Source organism: Flavobacterium sp. W22_SRS_FK3 (assembly GCF_052113665.1).
Lineage (GTDB): Bacteria > Bacteroidota > Bacteroidia > Flavobacteriales > Flavobacteriaceae > Flavobacterium.
This window is the reverse complement of sequence record NZ_JBGQOF010000007.1, coordinates 45,920-71,411: the sequence shown is the minus strand read 5'-3', so window position 1 is coordinate 71,411 and position 25,492 is coordinate 45,920. Positions and strand designations below refer to the sequence as shown.

The window sequence follows — 25,492 nt, the reverse complement described above, 5'->3', positions numbered from 1 at the left end:
ACAATTTTCTATATCTCACCAGTCATCATAATATTTTCTTTTATACCCTTATTTTTAAGCATTCGGAAATGCGAACGTACAGCATGATAGAAAGGATAAGAAGTGTAAGGAAGATTATATTCTTCTGCATAACGTTTAATTATAGGAGTAATGTAAGGATAATAGGTGTGTCCAACGCCTGGAAAAAGATGATGTGCAACATGATGAGTAAATCCTCCATACAAAAAATTAGCTAATTTACTGTTGGTACTAAAATCTTTGGTCACAATCATTTGATGTAAAGCCCAGGTAGCTGAAAGGTTTCCTTCTTCATCTGTTATCGGAAAGTGAGCGTCTTCATCTACATGCGTTGAAACAAGCGCCACGACGCCAAGCACGCTACCGCACATATGCATTGCAATCCAGGCTAATAAAACTATATGCCACGGCTGGTTCAATAATAGCATTGGAATAAAAAGCAGATAAGAAAGATTAATTGCTTTTGCAGCAAACAGTTTATAAACTTCTCTCGATGGTATTTTATCCACTACTTTTTTTATGTAACTATCTTTTTTTACGAAAAAATCTTTAAAATCTCTGATATAAATCCAGTTAAGGCTATATAATGGATAGATAAACCACATATAAATATGCTGGTATTTATGATAGCTGAACAAAGGACTGTTAGGGAAAATTCTGATAATATTGCTTTGTTTTATATCAATATCCCAATCCTGAATGTTAGGATAAGCATGATGAAGATTTATATGTCGACGTGTCCAAAGCCAGTGGTTACTTCCAAAGAGCTCCAAAATATACATAAAGTATTGATTATGTTTTGATGTTTTAAATAAGGCTCCGTGTGCAGCATCATGAAATGCATTTATAAAAAGCACAATCATTGTTATTCCACACAGGATATAGAATAAAAATAATAAGGGTGTGCTGTTTCCAAACAGCAAAATGCAGGCATAAAATAAAAAAAAGAAAATAACAAGTCCTAAAGACTTAAATATATTGAACAGATACAAGGATGAATTTTGTAAAACAGTTTCATTAACTTCTTTTCGAATCTTTTTAAAAAAATCATCAGTTTCAGGTTTTAGGTAAACCGGACGTTTTAATTTTTCCATGGTGATTATTGACTATAAATCCTTACATCAAATTTAATTAAAAAAAGTTAAACTACACCTGTACAATACTTTATTGCAAAATATTTTAAACAAAATTTACTTCTTTAAAAATATTATTTGTTTTTCAAAGAGTAATTAAACATTGTTAGAATCATTTATATATAGAATTTCATTAGAATAACTCAGAAGCAAACTGGTATAAACATCTTCGCCATGTAAGCCATTCATGAGCTGTTTCAGGCGATTCATAATAGTTATATTTTATTCCCTGTTGTTCCAATAAAGTTCGAAATGCTCCAACTGATTTAGGAAACGGATTAGGTTCTTTAGTCCCTAAACCCAACCAGAAAAGTTTGATTTTTTTATTAAGCACATTACCATCTTTATATTTTCCTTCTAAAAAAGTGGCAGCATCGATTGGTTCTGTACTCGGATAATTAGCTGTACCGCTAAATCCACCATAATAAGAAAAAGTGTCCAGATTATTCATCATAATTCTCATGGTTTGATTTGCCCCCATTGAAAGACCTGCGATAGCTCTATGTTCTCGGTTAGGTATAGTACGAAATTTAGCATCAATCATAGGAATAACTTCCGTAAGAAGTACATCTTCAAAAATAGATTGCTGACTCTCTTTTTTATCTTCGGATTCATTATTTTGTGGCTTATATGCATAACCATTATCCATTACAATAATCATGGGAGTTGCCTGCTTTGAAGCAATCAGATTATCTAAAATTAAATTTGCTCTGCCTTGGGAAGACCAGCCTGTTTCGTCTTCAAAACTTCCGTGCTGCAAATAAAGTACAGGATAACTTGTCTTAGTGTTTTCATTGTAACCGGGAGGTGTATATATAAAACAACGTCTAAAAGAGTTTGTCAATTTTGAGAAGTAAATATTTTCACTTACAAGACCGTGAGGCACCTTTTTTAATGCATAAAATTCCTGATCATTTGCCTGAATTTCTATTCCACTCCCTATTCTTCCTGCACCGTAAAAATACAAACTTCCCGGATCTGGAACGGAAGCACCATCTATATTTAACTGATAATAATGAAATCCTTCGTCTTGCGGATTTGTTTCTCCTGTCCATACTCCATTGGCATCTTTTCGCATATCATATTTAACACCTCCAATATCGAGTTGGACTTTATTAGCATTGGGAGCGGCAATACTGGCACGTACACGTCGTTGTGAATTTACCTGAGGAAATTGTCTGTCGGGCTGATTAATTGATGAAGGCTTAAAATCTTCAATTATTAGTGTTTCCTGACTCCAGCCAGATTGAAAATACATAATGAAAATTATAATGACACTATTTAAAAATCGTTTCATGTTTGCTTTTTTTAAGTTTATTATTTTTTTTTAGCCAGATCATTTACAGCATTAGCCAAAAAAACATACCATGCTCCCCCATCAATAATACATTCATTTTCTCCCCAAAAAAAAGGCCAGTCATCTTTATTCTCTAAATAGTCCGGTTTCAGAAAAATAAGCCCTGGTACTACCCCTCCGGCAATTGTGGTAAAGTCGGCTCGATTACCTCCATAAGCCACTTTTTTGGATCGGTTACCCACCGCATTTACAAAAGATAAATTAGAGTAAGGATGACAACCCAAAATATAGTTCAATCCCTGATAAACACTTTCTTTATTCATGATATCCGGATAAATTTTATGAATATAATAATTTGTGCTTGCCCAATTAATTACCTGTGAACTTCCTCCCCAGCCTCTTTTTGCTATCGGAACACCGTAAGGATTCTCTGCATTTTCTTTCTCCGTTTTCTCTTTATACTTCATTACATAGCCATGTAATTTTTGTTTATAAATATCATCCATAGAGGAAACGGCTAATACTGCTGAACTAATATTAAATTCTAAATTGTCATCCAGCAATTTCCATATTTTATTTTCAAAACTTTTTTTGTATCGGTCGTCTTTTGTGCTTAAATAGAGTTGCAGTACCGCAATCATATCGCTTCCTTTCCCCCATCGTGACATTGGGCTATTATCCGGTTTTGCGTTTTTTTCTATTTCAGTTGCCTCGTTGGTCAGTTTTATAGCAAGCGATAAACATTTTGCAGCAAGTGCATCATTATAACCTTTTAAAGCTCTGCTTGCTGCCGCTAAAGCACCCGCAGTTCTGAAATCAAGAAATGAAGTTCGGTTTGTAAACGCCCATCGGTCATCTAGTGTACCACTAGAAATACCATTAGATTCATATGGTTTAAGAGCCGAATTATAAGGCATATTATCAGTCTCAGTAGAGGCATCGCCTAAATGATGGTACTGATGCAGGTTTGGTACCACTATACCTCTAACAGGGTGACCTATATTTTCAACTTGCGCTACAAGATTCAGTACTCCATGCTCTATTTGTTGCAATATATCAGGCTGACCATCCGGTCGATGAATATCTACAAATTGTGTTTTTTGATCAATATAAGTTTCGTCTCTGTTAACTTTGAATGCTTCCCAGGATTCTACAAAACTATTGATGACACTCACATGCGAAAAAGTTTGTATGTCAAAATCTCCAGCATCAAACCAACCACCAACTGACATTCCTGGAATACGCTCCAAAGGTTTGTACTTAGTATCTGTTGTAGGACCTTGTTTATAACCATCAAAGTGTTCGTGATTTAAAGGTGCCTGAAGACAATCGTCTAAAAATGGTTTTCCGTGCCAGACTCTATAAGCCTCGTTCACTTCCATATGATCCATTTGAACAGGAAACCAAACATCCATAGTAGGATGCCAAATGTTTGCATAAATATCATCCTCTATTTGAAAAGTATTTGTTTTTTGGTCGCCATACTGAATAAAATAAAGTCCTTTTTCCTGAATAGCACTAAAATCAATCTGCGCATAATTATATCTTAGATAATTTCCCCAAACCTTGACATCTGTCTTTAATTTTTCTGTGAATTTCCCATCCTCACCTAGTTTAAAAATTGATGCAGTAGATAACGCTTTATCACTTTTATCAAGCTCAATAACAGCTACTTTCTTTTGGCTTGGCATATAACCTACCTGAGAAAATCCTATTACAGGTTCTCTTTTCCAGTTGGGTATTGCGTTGGGCTCGACATACCAGGTTAATACGTTGCCTTTTTTGTTTGAAGGAAGAATACTTCTGGCTATAAACCAGCCATTCTGACCCAAATTTCTTCCATCAAAAAGCATAACATCCTGATCTTCTGACTGAATAATTACTTTACGTTCCGGGTTTTCAGGAGCCAATATTAAACTCTTTCCCGATGCTAAAGGAAGCGTACTTATAAATTCATTTTTTCCGCGATCATCAAATGTCGTATGTCCTGCAAATTGAGGGATTTTTTGAGACAAAGATCGAATTTCAGTGTTTCCTGCAGGATATCTTGGAAAAGTTGCTGCTTTTCCGTCTACTAAGTAATTAGATTCAAAATAAGAAGTTGGTATAAATTCTAGATTAAATCCCGCTCTTCCTTGAAGTTCTTTGGGTACTGCTTTATCTAATACCACATTGATTGCAAAACCTTTTCCCCTTGCAGTAACTATGATTTTCGAATCAAAATTAAATTCCTCATATCTAAGTACAACTTCAATAGTATTGTTTGCTTTATTTACTTTTCGGCTAAGCATTTTCGGAATCAAATCCCATTGCTCCGGTGTGTTCTGAAGTCTAATTGCACCACCGGTTACTGTTCTTATGCCATGATGAATAAGCTCTATCCCAGCCGTTTTTTCGTCAAAAAACATTCCGTTGTATTCATTATTAAAAACCCATACATTGAGTCCCGGTAATTCAAAATATTCCTTTTCGTTTAGTACTAAGTTTTGAGAAAATAAATTGTTAGAAAGGCTAAAAAAATAAAAAAATATATATACTTTTTTCGATAAAATTATATTAAAAACAACCTTTATCACCCTATTCAGTTTACGCATAATTTTATATTTAATTATTACAATCAAAAACCATTACTCTTAAAATAAAAGTGGCGCTAATTCTTTAAAGCTTCTACGCCAAGTCTGAAATTCATGTCCTGTATTTTCTGAAATATAGGAAACAGCATTAAAACCTGCATTTTTAAGAGTTGATATGGCATTTTTAATACCCTCAGGATTCTCCTTACTTCCGCAACTTAAAAAGATTAATTTAACTTTTGATTTATCCTTAATGTCTTCCGGTTTGTAAGTTCCTCCACTGAGAAGTGCATAATAAGAGAAAACTTCCGGTTTATTGAGAGTTATCATTTTTGTTTCCATACCTCCCATTGATAAACCACCCATGGCGCGATTAACCGGATTGGCTCGTGTACGGAAATTTGAATCTACATACGGGATTAACTCTTCTGTCAAAACCGTTTGAAAGGGTTCTATTTTAAAACTTGAAAGGCCACCATATTTTATTTCATTAGTCATTCCGTATGTCATGACAATAATGAAAGGTTTAATTTTGTTCTCCGCTATCATATTATCCATAATCAAATTGACAAGTCCCTGATTGCTCCAGGCGGTTTCATCTTCTCCCCAGCCGTGCTGTAAATACAAAACCGGATATTGTTTTGACTTATCTTTATAATATCCTGGCGGCGTATAAACAAAAGCCCTGCGAGAGGTATTAGTACTTTTTGAAGGGAAAAGAATTTGCTGTACATTTCCGTGAGGAACATCTTTTAAGGCATAAAAATCCTGATCATGTGCGGGTATTTCAATTCCGCTTTCCCAACGAGTAGAGCCGTAAAAATTAAGAGCTCCCGGATCGTTAAAAATTCCTCCGTCAACAGTTACATGATAATAATGAAATCCTTCGTCCATGGCAGCTGCGGTTGTCCCTCGCCAATAACCATCTTCGCTTTTTGATAGCACAGTTCCTCCTTTTGTTCCACCTAATCCCAGGCTTACTACAACAGATTTTGCTTCGGGAGCCAGAATTTGAAATCGCGCATAACCCTGAGAATTGACCTGTGGATATTCTGAACCGGGCTGATTAAACGTTGAAGGTTTAAAATCTTCGGCAATAGCTGTTTGACTTGTTTGTGAAAAACCTATAAAACCCGATAAAATAAATACCCATAACATGACAATTGTATACTGTTTCATATTTTTATTTTTTAGTTTTATTTAACTGTTGGTGTTATAATTCTATAATTTCCACTAAGATGCATTAAACTAAAGAGATACATTAATCCATCATAATACGGATCAAAGTAACCATCTTCATATGGTTCGAGTCTAGCATTCCAAACTGCATGAACAAAATCCATACTTTTTTTATCTGGATTAACTAATGATGCGGTTGCAGCGGTTGCAACCAAACCAATTGAATGTCTGAGTTTTTTAACCGGCCCAGCCTGAAGAATAAATTCGGGAGTAGAGCCATCCAGATTATATTGATCTACATATGTATTCATTCCTTTCGATCTTAGAAAATTTTGAAATCTTTGAGCGTAGTTTTCCTGCCATTTTTTATCTTTTCCGTACCATGTATAATCCATCGCTATATTCATAGGTACACGCCATGAATCATAACGAAATCCGGGTGGCATCCAAGGTGTAGGATGTGGTTCTCCACTAAATTCAGTGTAATCTGAATTTAATCCCGTTACCGGATGTGTCGCTTTATGCAAAAAATTGCGGGAAACATCGGCACATTCTTTATAAAATTGCTCGTGACCATCTTTCGCGTATAAAGCCCATATTTCATAAAATGCCGGAACATGATAAGAAGGATCTGTCCAGTTATAACCACCACCTTCAGGTACGAAGGATATTTGCTTGTGTTCTGTATTGATAATATTATGAATATTGCCAGTACCGTCTTTTTTCCACATCGCATCCAATATTCTTCTTGCCTCATTGTAGTAATGAATTCCGGTATTATTTCCCCATCTGTTTGAAGCAAAAAGAAGGCTGGTTATATAATACAATTCTCCGTCTGAAGCCGAACCCGCTGAATTTTGTTTTTTCGTTTCAGGATTTACACTCCAAGCAAAGTACGCTTCTCTTGGTCCTTCCTGATGTTGCATGTATTTTACCGACCATTTCCAAATTCGGTCAAAAACCTCTTTTTTATTGAGCTGAACTGCGACCATCATCCCATAGGACATTCCTTCAGTACGGGCATCTTTATTTTTGACATCTGAAACATATCCTAGAGAATCTCCTTCCTCAAAATATACTTTGTTGGGGCCTTCAAAAACATCATAATAGGCTTTGGCTAATTTCTTATCTATAGCCATTTGACTATAGCCCGCTTCTCTAAAAAGATTACGATATTGAGGCGTTTTATATTCTGATTTTTCAGCTTTGTTTTTATTTTGACTAGTACCTAAAATTGGTGAAATAAATCCGGAAATCAGCATCAAAACCCGAATTGAAACCAGAAATTTAATTATGTGATTTTTATCTTTTATCATACTTTATCTTTATTAATATTTAATTCTAAACCAATCAAAATCAACATATCCTCCGGTATTTTTTGTTGCGTAATTGAATATACCAAAGCGATACCCCATAAAATGAGGAAGAGTATATTTCATCTTTAAAGTTTCGCCTAAAGAGTTCCACACTTTTCCATCTAAACTATAGAAGAAATTGGCTTCATCTTTTTTGTTCGCGAAATCACAATCAATTTTGAAATAGACCTTATTTTGATGTAAAGGAATTTGCTGTACTTCAACAGCTTTATCATTAACAGTATTTACCATTACTATTACTTTTTTTCCCTCTTCAACTTTTACTCCTACTAATCCGTATTCCTTCTGCAAGGCTGATAGTCCGGCAAAATCACCTTCTTTCATTTTAGAAATATCTAAAGAAACAGAAGCTGAACTTGTTGGGCCAATTGTGCGTTGCGTAAGTGTATTTCTTGCTAAGAGAAAATCAGTATCAATCCTTCCTGTCTTTAACCGAAGGAAACCATTTCTTTCTTTTAAAGACCAAAGTGTATTATCCGGATTATGGTTCCATTGCCATACTAATGGAAGTATTTCTGATCCTCTTTTACTATTGAATTCATCTGAAGCAACCAGATTCGGAATCAGGCCTTTATTCGATGGCAAGTTTAATTTTTCAGGAACTTTTCCATTTTCTCCTAATATTGGCCAACCGTCTTCCCATCTTACAGGAACCAGATAAGGAATTCTGCCGACAGCACCAAAATCGCGAAAAAGATAAGAGAACCAGCGTCCGTCAGGGGTATCGATAAGTCCACCCTGAGCGACACCTAAATCCTGCAAACCTACTTTACCTTCCCACGGGCCATTAATATTGTCTGACCTGTGAATGATTACGGTACGCATTCCGTCCTGAGGCCAGCAAATATTAAACAGGTAATATTTTCCTTTTATTTTAAATAATTGAGAACCCTCAGCACTTAGTATAATATTATTTCCTGCGGGTTCACTGGCATTTTCTATAATAACTTTCTCAGGAACATTTTGTTTAATCCCGGTTAAATCAACATTGAGTTCAACCAATTTAATTTTACCTGCTCCGTAGATTATATATACCTTACCATCATCATCAAAAAACAAAGAATGGTCGTGATAATCCGGCTTAAAGGAAACTCTTTGCCAGTTTCCCTTTTCAATATCTTTCGTTTTAAAAATATAGGTTTCACCTGTGGTTTGTGCAAAAGTGGTCACGTAATACATTCCGTTATGAAAACGAAGACTGCTCGCCCATGAACCTCTGCCATAGGTACTTTTTCCTTCTGTTAAATTTAGTTCAGGCATGTCTGCCAAAGTATCATAGGCATAATTGATCAGTTTCCAATTGACAAGATCCGTTGATTTCATAATGGGTAAACCAGGACTCATATGCATGGTTGTGCTACTCATGTAGTAATTTTCACCTACTCTGATTATAGCCATATCAGGCACATCAGAAAAAATTAATGCATTTTGAGCTTGCGCTAAAGAAAAGGTTTGAATAAGCAGAATAAAAAAGACGAAAATGAACTTAATTTCTTTTTTCATGGAAAATATTAAATTGATAAAAAAATTTACTTGATTTTTGCTTGTACACATTCACTAATTTTATTTTTTTTGAATGGTTACATCCTCATTTTTTCAGGTATTCTGCTTTGAAGGATACTCTTATTCATTATAGCTAATCTACAATGTCTATCTAATCACAATAATAAATCTTCCATAACAAATTATTCACTCCTTTTGATGTAAAGTACCCATAAAAACAACTTATAAATAGCTTATTTCTACTTAACTCATAACCGTAATTGTTACAAATATAAAAAAAACAATGAAAACACAATCGGTTGTTTGTTATTTTATTAATAAATACGAATAAATAAATGTAAATAAAAATATAATATACATAAATACACATAAAAAAATATATTATATATATTATTGACAAAATTTATTGATGCTTAATTGGCTGATTCAGTAAGGTAACTTATTTTTTTAGAAAAATGATTATAATGATAAAATACTGAATATCAATATAATTATGCAGATATAAAGTATTTAAATTAAAAATAACACAAAAAAACAACTGGTTGCTTTTTTTATCCGTTACAATAATATAATATATTTAATAAATAATATTATTACTTATTAATAAAGACTTCTTCGGGAATACAATGCATTTCAAATAGCTTTTAGAAGCTCTTTTTAATTTTATTAACAGCAACTACAACATCCGTTTCAGGCATTTTACAAGCTTTATTTACGCAAATATAAATATAGGTTTCCTTGTCTATAAAACGATTTTCTAAAATTGGAAGATTGCTTTTTTTTGTAGCCCCTGCAATAAGGATGTTTGGCAAATAGTAACTTTGCAGTTGAGCTGTTTTAGCAATAGCCTCTTTTCCTGAAAGAGCAACTTCAAAATAATTATCGGTGTAATTGAGCATTAAATCCAGCCAATTGTAATACTCTGCGGGCGATTGTAATGCATTTTCTTTTACATTATTCAACATTTGTTGAGCTGATTTTGCATAAGAATCATTAGAATAATAATGCCCTAAAAAAAATAAATTATGAGCAAGAATCGAATTTGAAGCAGGAATTACATTATCTGCGATTTCCATTTTTCTGGCAATTAAATTTGTTGAAGCATTTGATGTAAAATAAAACATCCTTGATTTTTTATCCCAAAAATATCTCATGGTATAATCTGTTAACTGCTTGGCTTTGCTTAACCATTTTTCGTCGAGTGTAATTTGATACACCGCAATAAATGCATCTATAACAGTAGCATAATCCTCTGAAAAACCAGAAATACTGCTTTTACGTTCTTTGTAGCTATGATTTAAACTTCCGTCTTTTTGTAACTGATTATTTAAAATAAAGTTGGCGCTTTTTATAGCAATTGCTTTGTAATGTGGATTTTTGAACGCGCGATAAGCACTAGCATAGCCTTTTATCATTAAAGCATTCCATGAAGTCAGGGTTTTATCATCTAAATGCGGCCGTGGTCTTTTGTTTCTCACTGTTAAAAGTATTTGTTTCCAGTTTTTTACTTTGGAATCCAGTTCTTTTTCAGTCAATTTGTTTTTAAGCACAAAGTCTTTATCCGATTGAGTTTTAAACAAAACATAGTTGCCGTTTTCCCATAAACTATTTTCCTTAATATTAAAATACTCTCGAAAAAGCGGAAAATCAGATTTTAATATAGATTGCAATTCCTCCTTTTTCCACACATAATAAAAACCTTCCTCTAGTTTTTGTGCTTTGTTTTTGCTGTCTGCATCTAAGGAAGAATAAAAAGCACCGTTATTGGCCATAAGTTCCTTTTCTACAAAATCTAAAGTTTCATAAACCGTTTTTTTATATAATTCATCTTTCGTAGCCAGATAAGCATCAGAATACAAACTCACTAATTGTGCATTATCATACAGCATTTTTTCAAAATGGGGAATATGCCATTTTGCATCTACAGCATATCTTGCGAAACCACCACCAATGGCATCGTAAATTCCGCCATTAACCATTTTTATAAGCGTTGTCTGCACATACTTTTGAATCAATTTATCATTATTCTGAATACTGTAACGAAGCAGGAAATGTAAAGAAACCGGCATTGGGAATTTAGTCTCACCAGACAAACCTCCTTCTTTATAATCCCAATCTTTTTGCCATACTTTTATAGCATTAAAAACCTCAGATTTTTTGAAATTTGCTTCATTATTATTAACTGTTATTAATTGTGATTTCTGAATTCCTTTTATTAGTTTATCTGCATATTCCATGGTTTTTTTTGGATTGTTTTTATACAAATAAGAGAGTTCGGTTAAGGCTTTTATCCATTCATCTTTAGTAAAATAAGTACCTCCAAAAATTGGACGACCATCAGGAAGTGCAATACAATTCAAAGGCCATCCGCCTTTACCTGTCATTAATTGTACTGCGTTCATATAGATTTGATCAATATCCGGACGCTCTTCCCTATCTACTTTTATACTAACAAAATTGTCATTCATTAATTTGGCAACAGTTTCGTTTTCAAAGCTTTCTTTTTCCATAACATGACACCAATGACAAGCAGAATACCCTATAGAAATAATAATAAGTTTATTTTCTGCTTTTGCCTTCTCAAGAGTTTCTTTATTCCATGCTTTCCAATTTACAGGATTGTGCGCATGCTGCAAAAGATACGGACTGGTTTCGCTAATTAAAGCATTGGTATATTTATGATTTTCCTGATCATTCTGTTTTCTGTTACAGCTTATAAAAAAAAAAGAAATGATTAATAAAAGATGTAGAATACGCATATAGATGAAATGAAAAGTGTAAATTAATGAGTTGATTTTAAGTATTTTTTAAATCAAAAGCTAAAATAGCAATTTATATTTAATAGCTTTACTGTGACAAAATAATGCTTCAAATATGCTATTAAACGCATCAAAAGTGACAATTATATTTCAACTTTCAAGCTATTTTTAGCCTTCGCATTTTATTAAACGGAAAGAAAAAACAAGTATTCATTTCTTAATAAAAAAAACTCCTTACAATAATTTCAATCAGGACGTATGATTAATGAAAGAAAAAACAACCGAATATTTATCAGTAATACATCACAAAAACTTTCTGTACTAGAAAAAATAGGTTATGGTTTAGGTGATTTTGCAGCGAATTTAATCTTTCAGACTCTGCTCACATTTTTGGCTTTTTTTTACACAGATGTATATAAAATTCCCGCCGGAACGGCAAGTATTATTATTTTTGTTGGCGGTTTTATCGGCGCTTTTTTCAATATTATTATGGGTGTTATTGCTGACCGAACCAAAACCCGATGGGGAAAATTCAGACCCTGGATACTATGGACAGCTTTACCTTTCGGAATAGCTGCTGTTCTTTCTTTTTTAACTCCTGATTTTAGCGAAAACGGCAAAATAATCTACACATTACTGACTTACTTTTTTTTGGTATTAATTTATGCCGCAAATAATTTACCTTATGTTGCCTTAAGTGGTGTTTTAACAGGGGATATGAAAGAAAGAAACAGTCTTTCATCTTATCGTTTTGTAGCTGTAATGATTGCTCAATTTATAATCCAATCCCTTTTATTACCATTAGTTTTAATTTTTGGACATGGTGACAAAGCAGTTGGTTTTAAAAACACAATGATTCTGTTTGCTATTGTAGGAGTAATTTGTCTGCTCATTACTTTTTTTACTACTAAAGAAAGAATTGTACCTGCAAAAAATCAGGAATCTTCAATTAAGCAGGACTTCATAGATTTATCTAAAAATGTACCTTGGATCGTTATGGTACTGGTTACAGTTTTGGTATTTATAACATTATCATTAAAAGGCGGAATGTATGTTTTCTACTTTAAATATTATCTAGATCCGGATGCACAAACCGTTTTTTTGAATCATATTGGTTTTACACCATTTATTGAGAAACTGAATAATACATTAATTACAATGGGACTAGTAGATTTTCAGTGGCCAAAAGATGTTCCTACCTCTGCATTTAGCCTTTTTAATGCGGGAGGGATTCTTTTTATGATTTTTGGAATTATGTTTTCAAAATCACTCGCAGATTCCTTTGGCAAAAGAAATATTTATATAACATTCATTTTTTTATCTGCTGTATCCTTATTGCTTTTTAATCTTTATGGCAGAACAGCTATTGCGATGGTTTTTCTCACTCAATTGCTACATGGATTTATTTATGGTGTAACAATTCCTTTGTTATGGGCTATGATTGCCGACGTAGCTGATTACAGCGAATGGAAAAACAATCGAAGAGCAACTGCCATAGTTTTTTCGGCAATGATTTTCGGGCTAAAAATAGGAATAAGTATTGGTGGTGCATTAGGTGCTGCTTTTTTATCTAAATACGGTTATGTCGCTGAAGAAGTAAATCAGGTACCAGCAGCAGTTGAGGGAATTAAACTTTGTGTAAGTATCTATCCCGGTTTTATTTTTATTATAAGCGCAGTACTGTTGTTTTTTTACTCAATAGATAAAGATATGGAAATTCAAATTGAAACAGACTTAAAAGAAAGAAGAGAAAACTAATCAATTCTTCAATTAGAAAATTATTATTTAAAATTTATAAATTAAAAATAGTTAACCTTTTATTCCTAAAAAAAACAATTGGTTTTCAATTAAATAGTATATTTAATTTCAAATTGCAAATCATTTTATAATGACTCCAAAAAAAAGTTTTAAATTTATTACCATTTTACTATTTACAATAACTAATTTGTTTTCTCAAAATACATTTGAGAACTATCAATTTAGGTTAGTAAGTAACGAAACTTCAAAAAGCGGTATTTACACCATCACTCAGGACCAATCTGGTATTATGTGGATTGGTACAAATGGTGCAGGTCTATATAAATTTGATGGTGTTAACTATATTGCTTACGAACAAAACTCCAACGTAAATAATTCTATAAATAGCAATCTAATTTATATAGCTTATGTAGATACCCGCAACCGGTTGTGGATTGGTACTGATGAAGGATTATGTCTTTACAACCGAAATCTAAATACTTTTGAAAGCATTGATTTACAAGATAAAATCAAAAAAAAAACAGTAATATCTGTAAAAAGTATTATTGAAGACAATAACGGCAACCTTTTCTTAGGAACTTTTAATAGTGGCCTGTTAAAACTAAATACTAAGTCACGTCAAATTACTAAGCTTAAGCTAGATATTCCAAATGCTGCAACTTATCTTATCAATTGTTTAGCAAAAGATAAAAAAGGGACTATTTATTTGGGTACAAACCTTGGGTTAAAAGTAGTTGATTCAATAAAAAATGAAATTAAAAAAGTAAAAACAGGTAATGATAATCAACCAATCTCAGGAAATATTGTATCCATGTTTATTGACAGTAACCAAAACTTATGGTTTGGTAATGGTTATAAAGGCCTGATCAAGGTAGCTTTAAATTCAAAAGTTAAGCAAACTGTTTCCTATCCTATTACCCAAAAAAGAATTATGTCAATATTGGCAACAGATCCTAAAACAATTCTTTGTGCAACAGAAAATGATGGCTTAATCATTGTAAACGAAAAGGGTGACATTCAAAAAAAATATGTAAATAGCAAATTCAATACTCGTAGTTTAAGTTCAAATTCCGTTTGGTCTTTATTTTTAGATAAGGAAAAAAGAATCTGGCTGGGCTATTACAACAAAGGCTTAGGGATTTTTGATAAAATAAACAGCAAGGTAAATATTATAGAAAGTTTACCAGGGAATTCCCAATCATTACAAACTAATTGTGTAACCGCTATTGCCAAAGATAATGAAGGCCAATTATGGATTTCTATGGAAGGCGGTGGAGTTGATGTTTACAATCCTAAAACTAAAAATTTTAAACATATTACAAAATCTGACAATAGCTTTTATTCTGGATTAACCAATGATAACATCACAAATGTATTTATTGATAAAAAACAGAATATTTGGCTATCCAGCTGGAATGAGGGGGTTTTTCTTTTAAAGAAAGAAAGCAGGAACTTCATTAATTACAACACAAAGAATACTCCTAATTTGACTTCTGACAATATAATGAGCCTTGCTCAAGATTCCAGAGGTATAATTTGGATAGGAACTTTTGCAAAAGGTTTACATTATTATACCCCTTCAGATGGTCAATTTCACCATTGTAATTCTAAACCGTTTTATAAAAATGGATTAATTAATTTAGATATCAGAAAAGTTATAGTAGACTCTGATGATAATGTTTGGGTTGGTTCAACAACGGGATTGTACAAAGTTAATACAGATGATTTTGTTTCATTTTCAGTAACTTCTTTTCGTGATAAAATGTCCGAAAAACTTAAAAATCATAAAAGTACACATACAATTAATACCTTATATGAAACTAAAAATAAAGAAATTTGGATTGGTACTGATGGTGCCGGATTATTTAGTTATAATAAAAAAACAGATTCCCTAAAATGGTATATTAATTTTCCCGGTATACATGAAAAGTCAATTTCTTCGATTGTAGAATCTAATGATGGGTGTATATGGTTAAGCGGAAAAAAAGGAATTACCCGGCTGAATTTAAAAAACAAAACCACTGTCAATTACTCTACTTATGATGGTTTGCTGGGAAATGACTTTAATAATAATTCTGTTCTAAAAGATAAAAATGGATTGCTTTATTTTGGAAGCTACGAAGGTCTAAATTATTTTAATCCTACAAATTTAGTTAAAAGTAAAAAACAGCTTCCAATTTACTTGACTGACCTAAAACTTTTTAATAAATCTGTAGGACCACTTGAAAAAAACTCTCCCTTAATAAAAGTAATATCACAAACAAAAAAAATAATTCTTAAACATGATCAGTCTGTATTTACAATTGATTTTATTGCTGTTAATTATTCGTTTCCTGCCAGAAATGAGTTTGCTTATTATTTAGAAGGTTTTGAGGATACCTGGAATTATGTTGGAAGTAAACGTTCTGCAACTTATACCAATTTACCACCAGGTAATTATGTTTTTAAGGTTAAAGCTGCCGAAAAAAATGGGGCATGGAGCCAAAAACCATTAGAATTAAAAATTGAAATTTTACCTCCCTGGTGGAAAACATCTTTTGCTTATCTATTCTATTCCTTATTACTATTTGCTGCAGTTCATTTTGCTAATCAATACTATCAAAATCGTTTTAAACAAAAACAAATGATAGAATTTGAACAGAAAAAAGCAATTCAGATTGAAAAATTAAATAACAAGAAATTACAATTCTTTACAAATATCTCCCATGAGTTTAGAACTCCACTAACTTTAATTCTAAATCCATTGGGGGATATACTGCGGAATAATAGTCAGGAGCTGTCAGATGGTGTATTGAATAAATTGAAAACGATTCAAAAAAGTTCAGACAGACTCTCAAGACTAATAAATGAGTTAATGGATTTTAATCAACTGCAGTTTAATAAAATGACCCTGCAATTACAGCTTATTGAAGTAGTCGGTTTTACAAAAGAAATTGTAAGTTATTTTGATGAAGAAGCATCCAGCCGCGGAATTCTGTTGCAATTTGAGTCTAATAAAACATCTCTAAAAGATTGGATAGATCCAAAAATGTTCGAGAAAATTATTTTTAATGTTATTTCAAATGCTTTTAAGGTTACTCCTGATAATGGCAAAATAATTATAAAAATAGTAGCTAATCAGGAATTGCTTCATTTTCCTTTGATGAGTCAAGCAGACACTTATCCTTCTTTTGAGGTTATTATTGAAGATACAGGATCCGGACTTGATAAAAAAGATATTAAGAGAATATTCGACCGTTTTTATCAGGTAAACAACTTAAATAAAACCTATTATGGAAGTACCGGCATAGGACTAGAAGTTGTTCGGGGATTTGTAGAACTGCACAAAGGAACAATTGAAGTTGAAAGTGAATTGGGAGTTGGAACTACTTTTAAATTAGTATTCCCTATTGGAAAAGAGTTTTTTAATGAAAACGAAATATTGCTTGAAGAATTTAAAAAAGAGAAAAAAAATAGTTTCAAACCCATAATTGAAAAAGCAGACATTGAACTTCAGGATAATGAAGAAAAACCAGATCGAATTTATACCATTTTGATTGTAGAAGACAATGTTGAATTGCGAAATTATTTAAAGAATGAACTCAAAAAAGAGTACAAAGTTTTAGTAGCTGAGAATGGTAAAGTTGGTTTAGAATTAGCAGTACAGAAATTACCGGATTTGATTTTAACAGATGTAATTATGCCTGTTATGAGTGGTTTGGAATTATGTAAAAACATAAAAGCCGATTTAAAAACCAGTCATATTCCTTTAATGATGCTATCTGCAAAAGCATTAGTTAAAGACAGATTAGAAGGAATCGATTCTGGCGCTGACATATATTTGAGTAAACCTTTTGATATGGATATTTTGAGGTCAAGCTTAGTACAATTGATTAACAGCAGGCAAATCATGTTTAATAAATTCTATAACGGAATTACGCTAAAGGCTAAAGAAAAAACAACCACTTTAGATAATGATTTTATAAAAAACACCCTGAATTATATTAATGAAAACATCAGTGAGCCTGATTTAAGTGTTGAAGTGTTGGCTTCTAAAGTATTTTTGAGCAGAAGCCAATTATATAGAAAAATTAAAACTCTAACGGGAGTATCAGTAAATGAATTTATACGAAATATTCGTTTAGAAAAGGCAAAAGAACTAATAGAGCTGGGTAATGATAATATAACCGAAATTAGTTTTAAGGTCGGTTTTAGCTCTCCTTCTTATTTTACAAAATGTTATAAAGAAAAATACGGATACCTCCCTACACATAATAACAAACAATAACTTTTTTCAAGTATTAATTAAGACGGTTTATATCGTCTTTTTTTGTAAATAATCTTTTTTATTTGCTGTTATTTCGAAAATTTGGCCTCAATATACAATTTTGCTAAGTGATTGTACTTTACACAAACAACAACTCAAATTAAGAGTAATTTTCTTTCTTTTTATTTTTCGTTTAATTTTTCGCAATTATCAAATATAAATAAATGGTTATTTATTTTTTTTGATAACAAAAAAATAAAGCAACATAACTAACAATATCTTATTTGCATTTTTTTATTAAAAACAAACCTAAAATACTGAATTTATTAGTTTTACAAGTATCGTGCTACAAATTTGATAGTTTTTGCATCATTTGTTGTATGTGAAATTTATGTTAAGCTTATATTTTTGGATTAACAATGTCAAACAAAAACTCAAACTATTATTAACACCTAAAAACAATTTATAAGCATGAAATGAAAAAACAATTTATTTATTGAGTACCTCTTTTGAAATGCAGATTAAATAAAAAATAACTTGAAAACATAAAATAAAACACCTTTTAATAGTGATTTTAAAAAAGTTTAAAATACTAGAAAACAATTCATTAGCTAATTATAATCAATATAATAAATAGTACTTTACAACCAAACAATTATTTAACTAAACAAAAAAACCAATTAACTATGATGTTAAAAATAAAAATTGCAATAGTCGCATTGCTAATAGTTAGCATTCAAAATGTGATGGCACAATCAAAGACCATCAAGGGTGTGGTGACGGATCCATCAGGGATTCCTTTACCTGGTGCCAGTATTAATGTACAAGGATCTAAAAATAGCGCATCAACTGATTTTGATGGTAACTACTCTTTACAAGGGGTTAATGCTACAGATAAAATAACATATTCTTATGTTGGATTGACTTCGCAAACGATAACTGTTGGTGGTCAGACAATTATTAATGTAAAATTAGCCGAATCTACACAAACTTTAAATGAAGTTGTAATCGCTTACGGTACTCAAAAAAGATCTAAGGTAACAGGTGCCATTTCAACAGTAAGTTCTAAAGATATTGTAGCCGTGCCAATTACTAATGCAGAATCAGCTTTACAAGGAAGAGCTGCTGGTGTTAATGTTGTAAATGGTGCACCAGGTTCTAATCCAACAGTTTCTATACGTGGTTTAGCTACAATGGGTAATAGTGCTCCTTTATATGTAATTGACGGAGTATTGACAGGAAATTTATCAGGACTAAGTCCAAATGATATTGAGTCTATATCCGTTTTAAAAGATGCCTCGACTACAGCTTTATACGGTTCAAAAGCTTTTAATGGGGTTGTTATGGTGACTACCAAAAAAGGAAAAAAAGGCCCAGGAGAATTGACCTTTAGTTCTTATGTAGGTTCACAAAAAGTCACAAAAAGATTTGATGTATTAAATACGCAACAATATCTACAATATGCAAAAGACGCTTTTGGTACTGATTTGACAGCAAGAGCAGCTGAATTTGGTAATCAAACAACTGATTGGCAAGACGAAATTTTTCAGACCGGGATCATGCAGGATTATAATTTGAGTTTCTCAAGTGGTACAGAAAATTCAACAAGCCGTTATTCTGCGGGATATTTAAAACAAGAAGGAAGTATTATTGGTACCGGTTTTGAACGCTATTCTTTTAGAAGTAATAATACTCAAAACATAGGTAAATTAACAGTAGGCAGTAGTATAGGATTGTCATTTAATAAAACTAACCCAGAGCGTGCCTCCGGAGGCAGAACATTATTAGAGCATGCTATTAAAATGGCTCCTTATTTACCTGTATATGATGATAACAATACTACTGGAGGATATCAGGGTCCCAGCGTTGGTTTGGATGGAGGTAATGATGCTGAAAACCCTGTGCGTGTAGCAAATTTAGGATATCAAAAAATTACTGGAGTATCCATAATAGGAAACATCTTTGCAGAATTAGAGATTTACAAAGGCTTAAAATTTCGTTCACAAGTTTCTTTAGATTATTATACAAGTAAAGATCATACATTTGTTCCTAGCTACCGTGATGGCGCGGCACATGGTTTTGATTACTCTACAACGGCTGAAATAAACAGTCAAGGTCAAACCATTGTATTTGATAATAGTTTAGCTTACAAAACTACGATTGCTGATAAACATAATATTGAAGTATTAGGAGTTATAACTAAAATTGATAGCAAGAGCTCGAGCGTAAATGCTGCAAGCCGCTTCTATATATCTAATGAAATTGATCAATTAAGACTTCAGGATCCAAATTTAAGTTCTACTAATTATGAAGCTAATAATTTAGGTTATATTGCTCGTATAAACTATGATTATGATGATAAATACATTTTAGCTGTTTCAGGTCGTAGAGATGGTTCTTCTCGTTTTGGATCTAATAATCGCTATGGTAATTTCTATTCTTTTGCTTTAGGCTGGAATATTGCAAAAGAAAGTTTTATGGAAAATTCTGTCTTTAGTACTTTGAAACTTAGAGCCAGTACAGGTACAACTGGTAATGACAGAGTAGACGATTATCAGTATAGTTCCAGTTTACCAGGAGGCTATAATTATCCAATTAATGGAGTATTGGCACCAGGTTTCACTGCGGGAAGTGCAGCTAATCCAGATTTAAAGTGGGAGTCCAAAAATGATAGAAATATAGGTTTAGATTTTGGTTTATTTGATGAAAAATTTACTGGATCACTCGAATATTTTAACAATAAAAGTAGTGATGTGCTTTTTAGAATACCACTTGCGGCTTCTCTTGGTTCTATTAGTGGAAGTCAATTGCAAAATATTGCTGACGTTAAAGTTAGCGGTTATGAAATAACATTAGGTTACAATGATAGAAAAGGTGATTTTACCTGGTCAGCTACAGCTAATTTGGGAACGAGTAAAAATGAAGTAACACAATTAGCGCCAGATGTAGCAAATGTATTAGCAGGACCAGTACCAAGAGCTGGTTTAGAAAATTTCTCTATGCTTAAAGCAGGAGAACCATTATTCTATTTTTATGGTTATGAAACCAATGGGATTTATAAAAACCAAGCAGAAGTAGATGCGGTTTTTGGGCCAGGGCAAACTACCATTAAAGCTGGTGATATTAAAATTGTTGACCGCAATGGTGATAAAATAATTAATTCAGATGACAAAACAAATATTGGAAATCCATATCCAGATTTTACATACGGTTTAAACCTTACAGCAGCCTACAAAAACTTCGATTTTAATTGTTTTATATCAGGAGTTCAGGGTAATGATGTTTTTAACGCGAATAAATTCGATACGCAGGCTATGCAGCGTTTGTTTAACTCTGGCACAGAAGTTCTAGATAGATCTATTGTTACAGGAACAACGGTATCCAATCCATCAGCAACTATACCAAGAGCAGTTGGTGCACCTATAAACTGGAATTCTGCCAGTCAGAGATATGTTGAAGATGGTTCTTATACAAGGCTGAAAAACATCACTGTAGGATATACATTATCAGGAAAAGAATTCCAAAAATATTTTTCAAAAATAAGATTTTATTTAAGTGGACAAAACCTTATTACTATTACTGACTATTCTGGTTTAGATCCTGAAATTGCACGCGTAGATGATAATGCCAATTCTGCCGGTATTGATATAGGAAGGTATCCACAACCTAAATCAGTAATTTTTGGGCTTGAAGTTACATTTTAATACATAAAAAATGATGAAAAAAATAAAATATATAGTTGTAGTATTGTCTGGAATTTTTGCAATAAATTCATGTGACACCAAAGATTTAGAATTAACTAATCCAAATGCCTTGTCTCCTGAAACTTTCTTCAAAACAAAAAGTCAGGTAGAAGCTTCAGTAAATGCAGCCTATGCAAACTTACAGACAAATGGTCTTTATGGTAGACATATTTTCTTTGCTTTAGACAATATGGCTGGAGAAAACGTAGGGAATTCAGGACTAGAAGGTAACAAAAGTCCTTTTATAAATTTTACTTTTGATGCCAGTAGTGATATTATTCAGTTTTATTGGGAAGCCTGTTTTTTAGGGATATCTAAGGCAAATTTTGTATTGGATAATGAGGAAATAATTCAGGCTTTACCAAATAATATTTTAACACAAGAGCAAAAAAATAAATATTTAGGAGAAGCTCATTTTTTAAGAGCTTATTATTATTTTCTTTTAGTACCGCGTTTTGGCGATTTACCAATTTATACTACACAGACTATAACTGCCGCTGCCAGAAGTCCTAAAGAAGAGGTGTACAAATTGATTACAGATGATTTTGATTTTGCTTCAAAAAACCTCTTAGCTTCAGACGATAAAGGAAGACCTAACAAGTCTGCTGCTTTTGCTTACTTAGGAAAAGCATTATTGTATCAAAAAAAATATGATGAAGCATTAGTTGCTTTAAATAGTGTTACAGGATACAGCTTAGAACCTAATTTCTTTGATAATTTTATGGAAGAAAAAGAACATGGTGTCGAATCAATTTTTGAGATTGAATTTGATGCAGCATTAGGGTCAGGAGATAGATGGAGCAGCAATAATAATAGCGGAGGAGACGGTGCAAATGAAGCAACACTTAGAAGTCAGGAATATGGTAATCCTGCTGGAGGAGGGTGGTTTAATGTGGCTCCATCGGATGCTATATTAGCAGCTTATGAACCTGGCGATAAACGCGCTGACGCAACTTTTTATAAGCCCGGGTCAAAATTCAATAATGATGCTAATACTATGGTATCAAGCAATTTTAAATCTGGTTTTGGTGAAAATGTTAGACCTGCAAGTTGGAAAAAATATTCTAATTTATATAGAAGTGACGCTGAAACAATGGATTCTGGCATTAACTTTAAAGTAATGCGTTATTCAGATGTGCTGCTTATGAAAGCAGAATGTGAAAATCAAAGAGCTGGAGGTGTTCAATCTACTGCAATCGGTTACATTAATGAAGTTCGTGCTAGAGCATTTACAGGAGGAGGAGCATTAGCTACAACACTTTCAAAAGATGCTGTCTTCACTGCTATTGTACATGAACGTATGGTGGAATTTGCTGCCGAACAAATTCGTTTTGATGACCTTATTAGATGGGGCATGGCTGGTACAGTACTAAAAGATTCTGGCTTTCAAGTAGGCAAGAATGAATTATGGCCAATACCAAACAGAGAAACATCTTCAAACCCAAAAATAAAACCAAGTGATAATAATCCTGGTTTCTAAATGATTTAAGTTAGTTAGTTTGAGTTAGTGTTTAATAAACAGCGCATTAGTAAATGCGCTGTTTATTTACTATCTGTAAGTACTAACTAAAAAATAATCCAAGCCATAACCTCAACTCCTTTTGATTTAATTTAGTTAATAACCACAACTAGAAGTTGTATGTTTTACAATATTTAAAAAAGTTTGTAAATCACCCAATTTTATTCAATATGAAAAGAATTGCATCACTCTTTTTAATCATAACATTGTTTTATAATGTTTTAGGATTTTATATCATGTTTGCTGAACAACAACAGCAAATCTGGGTGAACTCCATGGAGAAAACTGATGATTCAAATTTTGAAGTAATTGAAGTTATAATTAATCCTTATGCCTATATTGTTGATTCAGGTTTTGAATATGCAAATGAAGATTTTGTTGTCGAAAATAAGACGTATCATGTCTTTAAAAAAAGAATTGTAAACAATGTTTTAAAATTATATTGCCTAAAAAATTCTCATAATCAATTTTATAGTAAAGATTTAAAAAAAATTGTAGATAGTCAATTATTTGATACTAATTCAGATAAAGAAAATCCATGTAAAAAATTAATGAAATCGTTTATTCAGGATTACATTCCTAATGATACTATTAATTTAATGATTACTACTGTAAAATTAATTTTACCTGCTACTTTAAATTCATATAATCCAAAAGAAAACCTCCTTCCCGGATATTTTACTACCAATTATACTCCTCCAGATATGGTATAGTCTTCTTAAATGTTAAAATATAAATAGCCTTGATTAAGTAAACCATGCTATGGCAAAATCTTTAGTTTTTAACTTAAGATTGAGCTTGCTTATAATTTGACATATAATAATCTCAATTAATTCTAATTGAAAAGAAAACTATCAAAAAACCATATAAAACCACCAAAATGAAAGTTCATAAACTAATGATTAAAATACTGTTGTTTAGTATTTTAATCCCAAAAACATTTCCACAAAATAAAGACAATAAAAATAAAATTAAAGAACCAACTGGAGAAAATAATATAACCTATAAATGGTCGGAAATGGCAATTACTGCAACAGGTAATGATACCGAAAATTTTAAACCAAGACCAACAGTAACTTCCCGTTATTTAGGATTGACATTTGTTGCTGTCTTTGATGCCTGGAGCCGCTATGATAATAAAGCAATTCCTGTATATTTAAAAGATACGGAAAGAAGACCTAAAAAAGAACAGACACTCAAAAATAAAGAAATTGCTATTAGTTATGCTGCCTATAATGCGTTATCTGAATATTATTTTTCAGACAAAGATTTATTTATAAGCTTTATGGTAAAATTAGGACTTGATCCTAATGATAAATCACTTGATCCTAAAACACCAGTAGGAATAGGAAATTTAGCTGCAAAAGCAGTAATTGAAGCTAGAAAGCATGATGGCTCAAATCAATATGGAGAAGAAGATGGTTCAAATGGAACCCCCTATTTTAACTATGTAAATTATAATCCGGTCAATTCTCCAGATGAAATGATTGATGTAATTCACTGGCAGCCAAAATATTTTTCAGATGGAAAAGGTGGTAAATTTGCACCAGGCTGTGCAACTCCATTTTGGAATAAAGTAAAACCTGTAGGGTTACAATCCGGAAATCAGTTTCGTGCTATACCTCCACCTTCTTTGGATTCGGAACAACTTAAAAATGAAGTGAAAGAACTAATTGATTTACAATATAATCTTACTAATGAACAAAAAGCATTGGTAGAGTTTATGCGTGATGGACCAAAATCTGTACAGCAAGCCGGACATTGGCTAAAATTCGCCCAGGATGTTTCCAGACGTGATAATCATACTGTAGATCAGGATGTCAAAATGTTTTTCTATAATCAGGTAACTGCTATGGATTGTTTTATAGCATGTTGGGATACGAAAATGTTTTATGATTTTGCCCGTCCTTATGCTTTAGTACATTACTATTATAAAGATCAAAATATAAAAGCCTGGGGAGGTCCGGGTTTTGGAAATATAGAAATGAAAGGAAAGTACTGGAGACCTTATTCACCCGATATATTTTTATGTCCCGCTTTTCCGGGTTATGTTTCAGGACATAGCACTATTAGCGGCGGTTGTGGTGAAGCCTTAAAATTATGGACCGGAAGTGATGCGTTTGGAGAATCTGCAACATGGGAAACTCCAGGCTCGATGACAGAACCAAATAACATTGGAAAATCTGTAGTATTAAAATTTCCAACATTCACAGAAACAGCTAATATGGCAGGAATTTCCAGAGTTATGGGAGGATATCATATTCAGGCAGATAATGTCGAAGGACTCAGGCTAGGAAGAAATGTAGCTCATGAAGTTTGGAAATTTTATAATCTTCATATAGGAAATAAAAATTTCGATAAATAATAGCAGGATTCACCTAATCAAAA

General features: G+C 32.4%; 13 protein-coding genes. 6 read left to right on the top strand and 7 right to left on the bottom strand.

Features of this window, described 5'->3' with window-relative positions:
* Positions 1-8: 8 nt before the first annotated feature.
* The 7 genes from ACEN2I_RS08650 to ACEN2I_RS08620 form a co-directional block, all read right to left on the bottom strand.
* Entirely contained in the window at positions 9-1,112 is a 1,104-nt protein-coding gene (locus ACEN2I_RS08650) for a fatty acid desaturase family protein (RefSeq protein WP_441765701.1), read from the bottom strand.
* A gap of 172 nt (positions 1,113-1,284) precedes the next feature.
* Positions 1,285-2,448, bottom strand: coding sequence for an alpha/beta hydrolase-fold protein (locus ACEN2I_RS08645; protein ID WP_441765700.1), 1,164 nt, complete (start codon positions 2,446-2,448; stop codon positions 1,285-1,287).
* A gap of 20 nt (positions 2,449-2,468) precedes the next feature.
* Positions 2,469-5,042: a glycoside hydrolase family 9 protein gene (locus tag ACEN2I_RS08640; RefSeq protein ID WP_441765699.1), complete on the bottom strand. Its 2,574-nt coding sequence runs from the start codon at positions 5,040-5,042 to the stop codon at positions 2,469-2,471.
* Between the two features lie 39 nt (positions 5,043-5,081).
* Complete coding sequence (locus tag ACEN2I_RS08635) at positions 5,082-6,200, bottom strand: alpha/beta hydrolase (protein ID WP_441765698.1); 1,119 nt, start codon at positions 6,198-6,200, stop codon at positions 5,082-5,084.
* Positions 6,201-6,217: 17 nt separating this feature from the next.
* Positions 6,218-7,516 carry a glycosyl hydrolase family 8 gene (locus ACEN2I_RS08630; protein WP_441765697.1) on the bottom strand — a complete coding sequence of 433 codons (1,299 nt, stop codon included), beginning with the start codon at positions 7,514-7,516 and terminating at the stop codon, positions 6,218-6,220.
* A 12-nt stretch (positions 7,517-7,528) separates the two neighbouring features.
* Positions 7,529-9,079 carry a glycoside hydrolase family 43 protein gene (locus ACEN2I_RS08625; protein WP_441765696.1) on the bottom strand — a complete coding sequence of 517 codons (1,551 nt, stop codon included), beginning with the start codon at positions 9,077-9,079 and terminating at the stop codon, positions 7,529-7,531.
* Between the two features lie 644 nt (positions 9,080-9,723).
* Entirely contained in the window at positions 9,724-11,838 is a 2,115-nt protein-coding gene (locus tag ACEN2I_RS08620; RefSeq protein WP_441765695.1) for a thioredoxin domain-containing protein, read from the bottom strand.
* Positions 11,839-12,096: 258 nt separating this feature from the next.
* Here ACEN2I_RS08620 and ACEN2I_RS08615 point away from each other — a divergent pair, with 258 nt between their 5' ends.
* The 6 genes from ACEN2I_RS08615 to ACEN2I_RS08590 all read left to right on the top strand — a co-directional run bounded on the left by ACEN2I_RS08615 (position 12,097) and on the right by ACEN2I_RS08590 (position 25,469).
* Entirely contained in the window at positions 12,097-13,596 is a 1,500-nt protein-coding gene (locus ACEN2I_RS08615) for an MFS transporter (protein ID WP_441765694.1), read from the top strand.
* A 130-nt stretch (positions 13,597-13,726) separates the two neighbouring features.
* On the top strand, positions 13,727-17,863 hold the full coding sequence (locus ACEN2I_RS08610) for a two-component regulator propeller domain-containing protein (RefSeq protein ID WP_441765693.1): 4,137 nt from the start codon (positions 13,727-13,729) through the stop codon (positions 17,861-17,863).
* A gap of 665 nt (positions 17,864-18,528) precedes the next feature.
* Positions 18,529-21,546 (top strand): SusC/RagA family TonB-linked outer membrane protein, encoded by a 3,018-nt coding sequence (locus tag ACEN2I_RS08605; RefSeq protein ID WP_441765692.1) that lies wholly within the window; start codon positions 18,529-18,531, stop codon positions 21,544-21,546.
* Positions 21,547-21,556: 10 nt separating this feature from the next.
* The gene (locus tag ACEN2I_RS08600; RefSeq protein WP_441765691.1) at positions 21,557-23,065 is read left to right on the top strand and encodes a RagB/SusD family nutrient uptake outer membrane protein; all 1,509 of its coding nucleotides are present in this window, start codon (positions 21,557-21,559) and stop codon (positions 23,063-23,065) included.
* 209 nt (positions 23,066-23,274) lie between these two features.
* Positions 23,275-23,817, top strand: a complete 543-nt coding sequence (locus ACEN2I_RS08595; protein WP_441765690.1) for a hypothetical protein — start codon at positions 23,275-23,277, stop codon at positions 23,815-23,817.
* Positions 23,818-23,984: 167 nt separating this feature from the next.
* Positions 23,985-25,469 (top strand): vanadium-dependent haloperoxidase, encoded by a 1,485-nt coding sequence (locus ACEN2I_RS08590; protein ID WP_441765689.1) that lies wholly within the window; start codon positions 23,985-23,987, stop codon positions 25,467-25,469.
* Positions 25,470-25,492 lie beyond the last annotated feature (23 nt).

Coding starts and splice junctions, on each gene's coding strand:
- ACEN2I_RS08590 (WP_441765689.1), top strand. CDS start 23,985: ATGAAAGTTCATAAACTAATGATTAAAATACTGTTGTTTAGTATTTTA.
- ACEN2I_RS08620 (WP_441765695.1), bottom strand. CDS start 11,838: ATGCGTATTCTACATCTTTTATTAATCATTTCTTTTTTTTTTATAAGC.
- ACEN2I_RS08650 (WP_441765701.1), bottom strand. CDS start 1,112: ATGGAAAAATTAAAACGTCCGGTTTACCTAAAACCTGAAACTGATGAT.
- ACEN2I_RS08625 (WP_441765696.1), bottom strand. CDS start 9,079: ATGAAAAAAGAAATTAAGTTCATTTTCGTCTTTTTTATTCTGCTTATT.
- ACEN2I_RS08600 (WP_441765691.1), top strand. CDS start 21,557: ATGATGAAAAAAATAAAATATATAGTTGTAGTATTGTCTGGAATTTTT.
- ACEN2I_RS08595 (WP_441765690.1), top strand. CDS start 23,275: ATGAAAAGAATTGCATCACTCTTTTTAATCATAACATTGTTTTATAAT.
- ACEN2I_RS08630 (WP_441765697.1), bottom strand. CDS start 7,516: ATGATAAAAGATAAAAATCACATAATTAAATTTCTGGTTTCAATTCGG.
- ACEN2I_RS08640 (WP_441765699.1), bottom strand. CDS start 5,042: ATGCGTAAACTGAATAGGGTGATAAAGGTTGTTTTTAATATAATTTTA.
- ACEN2I_RS08635 (WP_441765698.1), bottom strand. CDS start 6,200: ATGAAACAGTATACAATTGTCATGTTATGGGTATTTATTTTATCGGGT.
- ACEN2I_RS08610 (WP_441765693.1), top strand. CDS start 13,727: ATGACTCCAAAAAAAAGTTTTAAATTTATTACCATTTTACTATTTACA.
- ACEN2I_RS08605 (WP_441765692.1), top strand. CDS start 18,529: ATGATGTTAAAAATAAAAATTGCAATAGTCGCATTGCTAATAGTTAGC.
- ACEN2I_RS08615 (WP_441765694.1), top strand. CDS start 12,097: ATGATTAATGAAAGAAAAAACAACCGAATATTTATCAGTAATACATCA.
- ACEN2I_RS08645 (WP_441765700.1), bottom strand. CDS start 2,448: ATGAAACGATTTTTAAATAGTGTCATTATAATTTTCATTATGTATTTT.